This window comes from Pseudescherichia vulneris (assembly GCF_902164725.1).
GTDB lineage: Bacteria > Pseudomonadota > Gammaproteobacteria > Enterobacterales > Enterobacteriaceae > Pseudescherichia > Pseudescherichia vulneris.
Genome location: NZ_LR607338.1, coordinates 2,044,260 through 2,052,863, shown reverse-complemented (window position 1 = coordinate 2,052,863; position 8,604 = coordinate 2,044,260). Strand labels below are relative to the sequence as shown.

The 8,604-nt window shown below is 54.2% G+C and carries 8 protein-coding genes; 4 read left to right on the top strand and 4 right to left on the bottom strand.

Features of this window, described 5'->3' with window-relative positions; genetic code table 11:
* Positions 1-48 precede the first annotated feature (48 nt).
* The 3 genes from FN633_RS08770 to FN633_RS08760 all read right to left on the bottom strand — a co-directional run bounded on the left by FN633_RS08770 (position 49) and on the right by FN633_RS08760 (position 4,666).
* Positions 49-2,256 carry a TonB-dependent receptor gene (locus tag FN633_RS08770; RefSeq protein WP_243731489.1) on the bottom strand — a complete coding sequence of 736 codons (2,208 nt, stop codon included), beginning with the start codon at positions 2,254-2,256 and terminating at the stop codon, positions 49-51.
* A 57-nt stretch (positions 2,257-2,313) separates the two neighbouring features.
* On the bottom strand, positions 2,314-3,405 hold the full coding sequence (locus tag FN633_RS08765; protein WP_154057445.1) for a YncE family protein: 1,092 nt from the start codon (positions 3,403-3,405) through the stop codon (positions 2,314-2,316).
* 172 nt (positions 3,406-3,577) lie between these two features.
* Positions 3,578-4,666 carry a DUF1176 domain-containing protein gene (locus FN633_RS08760; RefSeq protein WP_154057444.1) on the bottom strand — a complete coding sequence of 363 codons (1,089 nt, stop codon included), beginning with the start codon at positions 4,664-4,666 and terminating at the stop codon, positions 3,578-3,580.
* A 405-nt stretch (positions 4,667-5,071) separates the two neighbouring features.
* Between FN633_RS08760 and FN633_RS08755 the strand changes: the two genes are divergently transcribed.
* The 4 genes from FN633_RS08755 to FN633_RS08740 are packed head-to-tail and all read left to right on the top strand — an operon-like array spanning position 5,072 to position 8,052.
* Positions 5,072-6,280 (top strand): SpoIIE family protein phosphatase, encoded by a 1,209-nt coding sequence (locus tag FN633_RS08755; RefSeq protein ID WP_154057443.1) that lies wholly within the window; start codon positions 5,072-5,074, stop codon positions 6,278-6,280.
* Between the two features lie 8 nt (positions 6,281-6,288).
* Entirely contained in the window at positions 6,289-6,870 is a 582-nt protein-coding gene (locus FN633_RS08750) for a SiaB family protein kinase (RefSeq protein WP_208674013.1), read from the top strand.
* Complete coding sequence (locus FN633_RS08745; RefSeq protein WP_154057442.1) at positions 6,863-7,279, top strand: DUF1987 domain-containing protein; 417 nt, start codon at positions 6,863-6,865, stop codon at positions 7,277-7,279. The genes FN633_RS08750 and FN633_RS08745 overlap by 8 nt, the downstream gene beginning before the upstream one ends.
* Positions 7,273-8,052 (top strand): GGDEF domain-containing protein, encoded by a 780-nt coding sequence (locus tag FN633_RS08740; RefSeq protein ID WP_154057441.1) that lies wholly within the window; start codon positions 7,273-7,275, stop codon positions 8,050-8,052. The genes FN633_RS08745 and FN633_RS08740 overlap by 7 nt, the downstream gene beginning before the upstream one ends.
* An 86-nt stretch (positions 8,053-8,138) precedes the next feature.
* Here FN633_RS08740 and FN633_RS08735 read toward each other — a convergent pair whose 3' ends face one another.
* Positions 8,139-8,537 carry a hypothetical protein gene (locus tag FN633_RS08735; protein ID WP_154057440.1) on the bottom strand — a complete coding sequence of 133 codons (399 nt, stop codon included), beginning with the start codon at positions 8,535-8,537 and terminating at the stop codon, positions 8,139-8,141.
* Positions 8,538-8,604 lie beyond the last annotated feature (67 nt).

Genomic DNA, 8,604 nt, shown 5'->3' with positions numbered 1-8,604 from the left:
AGGCCGCGCAAGCACAACGCCGCCCGGCATTTAAAAGCTGTGACTGACTTAGAAGTCGTAGCTCATGGAGACCTTCAGGGTACGCGGATCGCCCCGGAAGATGTAGGTGCCCAGATCCTCAACGCCGGACCAGTACTTCTCATTGGTCACGTTATCCACGCCCACGCGCCATACCATTTCGTTAGCGTCCTGGTTCAGCTGCATCCGGTAGCGAACGCCCAGATCCAGCGTGGTGTAGTCATCCAGTTTTTTGGTATTGGCAGCGTTGGCATACTGCGAGCCGGAGTGGTTTACACGCGCCGTGGCCGTCAGGCCCTCTACCGGTTTGATATCGTACTCTGCGCCAAACACCATAAAGACGCCGGGAACACCGATAGCATCCTTACCGTCGTTGATGCCGTTCTGCGTTTTGGTCATCTCGGCATCGACCCAGGTGGCGCTGCCGTTAAGGCGCAGGCCGAGCACCGGCTCACCAAAGACATTCAGCTCTATGCCGCGGTTACGCTGCTCGCCGTCAAGCTTGTAGGGGCCGCCCGCACCGTACTGAATGGCAGAGGGCTTTTTGATCTCAAACAGCGCCAGGGTGCCGCCGATGCGACCGTAGTCAATCTTGACCCCCACCTCATTCTGCTTCGAGTGGGCAATGCCCGTGCTCTGGCCAAAGTTAGAGGCATCTCTCGGGGCCACGCTGCCCGGCTGTAACGCTTCGGTATGGTTAGCGTAGAGCGACAGCTCTTCCCACGGCTTATAGACCACGCCGTAGGTAGGCATCCAGCGGCTCTCTTCATAGCGTGAGCCGCTATCCTCCGCCCCGGTGGCGTTATTGTAATTACGCACCACTACCTTCTGGTTACGGGCACCGACCGTGAAGAGCAGGCTGTCATCCAGTACGCCCAGGGTATCGCTCAGCAGCCAGCCCTGGGTACGGCTCCGGCTGGTCGTGCGCGGATCGCCATAGTTACCGCCAAAGCTGCTGTTGGCTGGCATCGCCACATCGCTCGGGTGGTAGATGTTGATAGTCGGGTTGGCGGCAGCGGAAGACATCCGCCACGCCGTTCTGTCGCGCTTGATTAGCGCCGAGTAGCCGACATTGATTTTATGCGAGACAAAGCCGGTATCGACGTCACCGCGCAGGCCCAGCATGCCACTGTTAGCATCGATATAGCGGTTGGTATCCAGACGGCTTGCCGTGGCGTCGCCGTTGGCGTTGATCAGCTTCGGCGTGCTGTAGGTGCCTATTTCATGGGCCTGCTGCGCACCCGTGGCGGCATAGGCGGTCCAGGCGTCGCTCAGGTCATACTCGGCGCGGGCCACACCGAACTGGTTATCGATGTCGTTGTAGCTCCATTTCTGGCTATAGTTCTTGCTGGGATCCGGCACGTCGGGAATGAAATTGACGCCCGTAATATTGACGCCCATGCCGCTGCCATGGAAGGTCTTTTTCTGATAGCCCGCATCCAGCGAGGTGCGCAGACGATCGCCCCGGTAGTCAAGGCCAATCGAGGCCAGGGTGGTGCGGCGACGATCGTGATCCAGCGGGGCTTCGCCCTCGCGATGTAGCAGGTTAATACGGGTGCCAAACTGGTTGTTATCCCCGAAGCGACGCCCCAGATCCAGCGAGCCGCCAACCATCGCCTGGCTAGTGTAGTCAACGCCCACTCGGGTCGTTGGCATATCTTCCGCATGCTTAGGTTCAAGGTTGATCATTCCACCCACGCCGCTGCCCGCTGCACCGTTCAGCAGACCGTTGGCCCCTTTAAAGATCTCGACACGCTCGATCATCTGGGTATCCACCACCTGACGCGGCACTACGCCCGGCAGGCCGCTCATGGTCATGTCGTCCCCGTCGAGCTTGAAGCCACGAATGCGATAGGTTTCGGCAGAGTTGCCGTAGCCCTGCACCGGCTGGACGCCCGCGTCGTTGCGCACCACGTCGGCAATGGTTTTGGCCTGCAGATCCTGTACCGCTTTTGCGGTGTAGCCGATGACGTTAAAGGGAACGTCCATCGCCTTCTGCTCGCCAAGCATCCCCAGACGACCGCCGTGGGCAATCTGACCGTCCAGATAGGCCGGAACCGGCACGTCGCCGCCGGGGGTAAACTCGCTGGCCGGTGTCGCCTGCACCACTAACGTATCTTCCTGATTGGGTTTACTGGTGTCAGCGGCCGCTGCCTGCGCCGAATGGGCTACCGCGCCGATAGCCAGCGCAAGCAATGACTTGCGCAATGTGAAAGCGTTAGTTTTTATGTTTCGCATCATTAACTCATACAAGAGCGTGGGTTAAAAAAATGGCCCGTTGCCGGGCCGATTGGATTACTGATTCAGGGCGATGCGGACGACGCTGTCCGGACCGTTGGTAGAGTGATCTTTATTGAAGGCCTGCTTAACGGTGACATAGAGCGTCTGACCGTCGGCGGAGATCAGCAGGCTGTTCGGGTTCGGCGGCAGATCCCATGACTGCTTCACTGCGTAGGTGGTGCCGTCGAGGCTCAGGAGCTTGCCGGACTCACGCTGGCTGATGTAGATCTCGTTGCGTTTCGGGTTGAACTTCACCGACAGGGAGTCGCCGACGTCGAGCTGCTTGATCACCTTGCCGGTGTGGATATCCAGCACCAGGGTGGTTTTTGCCTTCGAGTTATCGGTGACGAACAGGCGGCCGGTAGCACTGTCTTCCGCGAAGTTAAGCAGCAGGGCCTCTTTTTCCCCCAGCGGCTTCCAGCGTTTTTCCACGCGGTGGGTGCGCGGATTGATCACCAGGATTTCACCGCCACCGTTGGCAGCATAGATGCGCTGGGTCTGCTCGGAGTAGTGCAGGCCGGTCATCCATTTCCCGGTGTTTTTGATGCGGGTTTTCAGCTTCATGGTCTTGGCGTCTACGACCCAGATCAGGGCCGGATCGGCCACCGCGCCGATGTAGAGCAGACCGTTGTGCAGCAGCACCTGACGCGCGCCGTACGGGAAGCCCTCTTTATTGCGCTCCGGGAAGATCGCCCGCGCCAGCACCTTGCCATCGGTGGTGCTAATGGCGCTGATGCCCGCATCCAGCGAGTTGGTGACGTAAAGGGTTTTACCGTCCGGGGCGATATCCATGCCGAAGTTTTTTAGATCGGTATGGGTCGTTCCGATCGTTTTTAAGGTTTTAGGATCGAGCTTGTAGACCACCCCGCCCTGCACATCTTTGAACCCTTCCGCGCTGGCTACGTACAGCGCATCGCCCGTCGGACTTAACGCCAGCTCATACACGCCCTCCGCCAGATCGCGCTTCACGACGTTACTCTGCTGAGCAGCCGCTGCCTGCGGTTTTTGCGCCTCGGCGGCCGGTTTTGCGCTGGCGGACGAGGTGGTATTGCAGCCGCTCAGCACCATTGCCACGCAGAGGGCCAGGGCAGAGGTTTTCATTTTCATCAGGAGCATCCTTAACCGTTCAAAGTCATTCATCAGGAAGGTAGCGCGCAGGCCAAAGGGTCTACCTAAACGCTAAAGAGAATGAGAACTATACTCATTATAAGTATGCAATCAAGAATAATTACCTTGTAAAAGTAACAACGTGCCAGCGCGGTGCGCTGGCAGGCAGGGATCAAAAAACGGAGTAAGCCTGGTAATGGTTGGTTTCAAGAAGTGGCATTCGGCAGGGAGAAAAATCGGTATAGCCTGCACAATGCCCCCGGTAGTCCTCGTAGGCATCGACAAACTGGCTACCGTTCCATAAAAATTGACTCTTTGTCTCACTCACGCCAGCGGAGTTCCCTAAAAAGAAACCCTCTATCATTCCATCGCGATAGGTGTGATTGCTGTTATCTACCCACTGGATAATTTTTTTCAGATCCGGTGAGACGATATACCAGAGGTTTCCCACGTTATATGCCCCTTTCCAGCAGGCTGCATAAATCAAGGTATGACCTGCATCCAGCCTTGCTGCGAACCACTCCTCCTGCTCGATATCCTCCGAACAGTCGCTCCCCTTCCCTTTCACTATGCTCGGAAGTAACTGTTTCCTGAAGGTGTTAAGCTGGTCGGCGCTAAGTTTTTGCCCTTCGGCATCAAGGACAGGGCTCTTTTTGAGTACCGGTACGGCTTTCGGCAGAGGTACCTTGCTTTCATCCCGATCGCCTTTGCTGAGTATGGCCCCCTGCGTGCCGACTCGTCCCTGAAATTCATCCATTTTTAGCAGAACAGCGTTTGAACCCGCAGATGAAAATGTATACGTGTCAACGCTATCCTTGAAGGTAATTTTTCCTTTGTTGGATAGTGCCGCCATAAAGGCACCGTATTGGCTTTCGTTCATCTTCCAGCTAACGTCCTCGCCTTTTTCGAGAGGGCCAAGAGACGTTTTATTGATGATAATTTCTGGTGCTGACTTCTGTTTAGAATTCCTCGAGGAGTCACTGTTGGTTAACAGCACCCAGTTTTCCACTTTTGTTGCCGGGCCAGCCTGACGGCTGAGAATTACCACGGCGACGTTTTCACTATTCATTGCATTTTCTGTGTAGCCCGCGGCACGGCAGCTCAGCGTATTGTCACAGCCTAGCTCCCAATCACCATGAGAGAAAAAGACATTTTCCTGGCTGCTTTTTGCTATCGATTGAGTAGACACCAGTGCGGATATAGCGATCGCCAAAAACAGAGATAGACGCTTCATGCTGTTTAAAATCTCATCCTGCTTCATTTCACATCCTTTATTAAAACGGCGAGGCGGTAAGGTAAACAGGAATAGAGTATATAGAGGTAGGGGCGCGTTTACAGCTTCAGCGCCATCATGAATAGGGAACAAAAGCGCCCCCAGTAAAGTTGGGGTTGCAAGTTCAGATGATAAAGATTATCTTTCTCATCACTGAATAGTTGAGTAAATAGCTCAGGTATTCAGTACGACATTGCTCACATTGCTTCCAGTATTTACTGCCCGCCCTGCGCGGGCTTTTTTTTGCCTGCGAATGGGCGTGAGTTATGGCTATAGTTTGCCTTTAGGCTCGATAAAATAGCGTTGTAATCTCAGGCAAGTGATTGAAATAAAAGCGTCATATTACGGATTTATTCTAGGATAAATCTTACTTGCTGGAAAACGCCGGTTATTATGGAAATCCCTCTCTCCTCGCGTCAGTTAAACGCAGGCATGTTACGCATCGCCGTACCGCACGTGACGCCCGACTCCAATAATCAGCAGGTAATGGCTCTCTTTAACGAGCATAAGACGCTAATCGGCCTGCCAGTGCTCGAAAACAGTCGCCCGCTCGGCATGATAAACCGGCACATTTTTCTCTCCCAGATGAGCCGCCCTTTCTTTCATGAACTCTACGACCAAAAGAGCTGCATCGCTTTTATGGATAAGACACCGCTGATCGTCGAGGCCAGCGCCGGACTGGAGTATCTCGCCGAGCGGGTAATCGAAACTGGCGATAAGGCGGTGACCGAAGGCTTCATCCTGACCGATGAGGGGCACTATCTGGGGATTGGCCTGGGCATCGACCTGATTAAAACGGTTTCCGATCTGCAGGCCAAGCAGCATTTCCAGATCATGCAGAGCATTGAGTATGCGCGGGTGATCCAGGAGTCGATGCTGAGCCGCTCGCGGCAGGGTATTGAAGAGAGCCTTAAAGAGTGGTGCCTCTACTGGCTGCCGCGGGACTGCGTAGGAGGCGATATCTATGCTTTTCAACGCGACGAGAACGGCTGGCTGGTGGTGATTGCCGACTGCACCGGCCACGGCGTGCCCGGCGCGTTTATGACCTTTATTTTCGCCTCGGCGCTGGAAAAGGCGCTTTCTCTGGCCCCGGCGAATGAGCCGGAGCGCCTGCTGGCGATCGTCAATCGCCACATCAAGCAGACCCTGAGTCAGCTGCATCCTAGCGCCGACCTTAACCAGTCTAATGACGGCTGTGACGCCATCGCCATTTATACCGACAGCGTTAATGCGCAGCTGATCTGGGCTAATGCCCGGATGCACGCCTTTATGCTGGGCACGGAGGATGAAGAGGTCTGCATGCTTGAGTCCGACAGAAAAGGCCTCGGCTACACCGATACGCCTGCCGACCAGCAATGGCGTCGCTATCAGCGCCCGCTACAGGCTGGTGACCAGGTGATGGTGGTTACCGACGGCGTAACGGATCAGATTGGCGGCGAGCGCAGCATTATGTTTGGTAAGAAACGCATTCAGTCCCTGATATTACAAAACCGTACACTGCCGATGAGCGCCCTTTCTGCCGCGCTGCTGGAAGGGCTTCAGGCCTGGCAAGGAAAAGAAGCGTCGCGTGATGACATGACGTGGTTTGGTTTTCGCTGGTGAAAAATAATATGAAATTAAGTGACCTGCAGGTCAAAGACGCGGTTCTGCTGCCGTTGATCACATTACAAAGACAGAGCGCGGTAGAGCTGTTTTATACCGGCTATTTTTCGCAACAGCATATTGTGGCGATGGGCGACGTGGTGCGGGCATGGCTGGATAAGCACGAGTCTTCGTTGCCGCTGCGCCGTCGGCTCTTCTCCGTCTTTATTGAGATGGGTCAGAACATTGTCCGCTACTCCAGCGACGAGCGCTACATCGGCACAGACAAAGAGGAGCTGCGCTTTGGCTCACTCTGTCTGCACACCGATCACGCTAACTACTATCTCGAAACCGCTAATCTGGTGGGATATGAGGCGTCCTCTCTGTTGCAAAACAACCTCGACGTGCTGCGCACGATGACCCAGGCCGAAATCAAGCAGGCCTGGAAACAGAACTTACGCAGTGAAGCACCCGCGACCAGTAAAGGGGCTAACATTGGCCTGTTGACCATGGCGCGAGATACCAGCGAACCGCTGGAGTACCGCATTCATCCTCTGGCGGCCAGCTCGCTGTCCGCATTCCACCTAAAGGCCACCTTTTGCCATGACTGATACCACACTGACTACCGCGATTGTGCTTGCAGCAACCTCTGCCACACCGGAAGTGAACTTTGACTTTGCGGCGCATCGTCTGGTGCTAAAAGGTGAAGCCTACCCGGAAAACGCCGCCGCCTTCTTCCGCCCGCTGTTGCAGGCCGTTGAGAGCTGGCTAGAGGAGATCCCTGCCGAGTCGACTCCGCTACAGCTGCACGTTGCGCTGAGCTACTTTAACAGCTCAAGCACCAAGCTGCTGTTCGAGTTCTTTGAATCCCTGAACGGCTATGCAAAACGCGGCAAAGCCTGCGAGCTGCACTGGTATTACGATGCCGATGACGATATTTCCGAAGAGTTTGGCCAGGAAGTCAGTCTTGATTTCCCGGCGCTTGCCGTCTTTTTAACGCCGGACCTTAACGCATGCTAGATATCAACGAGCTATTCCAGGAAGAGTATGCGGTTCTGGAAGACGCCCGGGTTGCCGCCGCCGATGCACAGCTGCCCGCCGAAGAGTGCCGCGAAAAGCTGTGGACGGTGGCAAAGCACTATCAGCGACTCATCCGCCAGTCTTACCGTCTGATCTCCCGCAGCGATCGTGCCGAACGCGAACTTACACGCATGAACGATGAGCTACAAAAGCTGGCGGCTCGCCTGGAGTATGAAGCGACCCACGATCCGCTTACCGCCGTTTATAACCGCAGCGCGATCATTAACCATATCAACCACGCCCTAACGCAGGGCAACGTGGCGCTGATCCTGCTGGATATCGATCACTTCAAGCGCATTAACGACGAGTATGGTCACCCAATGGGTGATAAGGTCATCTGCTCTCTGGTGTCGCGCATACGTCATGCTCTCCCCGCGCAGGCCTCAATTGGCCGCGTAGGTGGAGAAGAATTCACGATTCTTTTGCCCCATGCCCGGCTTGAAGAGACCATAATTATTGCGCGTTATATTCACGCATCGCTAAGTGCCTCCCCGCTGGACTGTCTGCCCCAGCAATATGTTACGGCCAGCTTTGGCGTTAGCCTTGGCGTGCGCCATAGCGATTTTGAAGCCCTGTATAGTGCAGCCGACGTCGCGCTTTATAGCGCAAAAAAACGCGGTCGCAATCAAGTTGCTTTACATGAGTCACTGTTTCGTCCGTTACTTAAACCCGGCACTCTTTCGCCATTAAATGAAAGCCTGCGCGCGGGATAACCCCGCAGGCAAAATATATTATATTTTAAAATCGAAGCGCGTTTTTACTCAGCAGGTAATATCCCGGCGGTTACGATAAACTAATTTTATCGGGCGAATAATCGAAAAATCGCGTGAAATAAATTCATTAGTTGTGAGATAACGCTCATCATCATTCTCGTCAGCCAGCCGCCAGAGCGCAGTGAGCGCGTCATAGCCAAGCACCTTCTCTCCGTTGGGATTTCTACCCGGTATTCACCAGACTGCAGATAGCCCGAGGAGAACTGCAAATACTTACCAGGCTCGCCTTTAATAAGATGTTCAATTTTTCTGAACCCAACAGGGACTAAATGAAAGCTATAAAAGGGTAAGTTACTAATTTTCAAGTTAGAAAAAGTTGATATAACTTCATTCTCTCTTGTTAATACTACCTCTTTAAGAGTAACTGTCGATGAAGGTAAAAGTTCTGGGAACAGGCATTCCACTTTGAAATAGATTATTTGCATACATGCCTCTGGCTATCATCTATTGTTATGAAAACTTATATAGTGCATACCTGTTATAGCGTATGTA

Excerpts from the sequence above, each read along its gene's own strand:
- FN633_RS08770 (WP_243731489.1), bottom strand. The coding sequence starts at position 2,256 with ATGCGAAACATAAAAACTAACGCTTTCACATTGCGCAAGTCATTGCTT.
- FN633_RS08765 (WP_154057445.1), bottom strand. The coding sequence starts at position 3,405 with ATGAAAATGAAAACCTCTGCCCTGGCCCTCTGCGTGGCAATGGTGCTG.
- FN633_RS08760 (WP_154057444.1), bottom strand. The coding sequence starts at position 4,666 with ATGAAGCAGGATGAGATTTTAAACAGCATGAAGCGTCTATCTCTGTTT.
- FN633_RS08755 (WP_154057443.1), top strand. The coding sequence starts at position 5,072 with ATGGAAATCCCTCTCTCCTCGCGTCAGTTAAACGCAGGCATGTTACGC.
- FN633_RS08750 (WP_208674013.1), top strand. The coding sequence starts at position 6,289 with ATGAAATTAAGTGACCTGCAGGTCAAAGACGCGGTTCTGCTGCCGTTG.
- FN633_RS08745 (WP_154057442.1), top strand. The coding sequence starts at position 6,863 with ATGACTGATACCACACTGACTACCGCGATTGTGCTTGCAGCAACCTCT.
- FN633_RS08740 (WP_154057441.1), top strand. The coding sequence starts at position 7,273 with ATGCTAGATATCAACGAGCTATTCCAGGAAGAGTATGCGGTTCTGGAA.
- FN633_RS08735 (WP_154057440.1), bottom strand. The coding sequence starts at position 8,537 with ATGCAAATAATCTATTTCAAAGTGGAATGCCTGTTCCCAGAACTTTTA.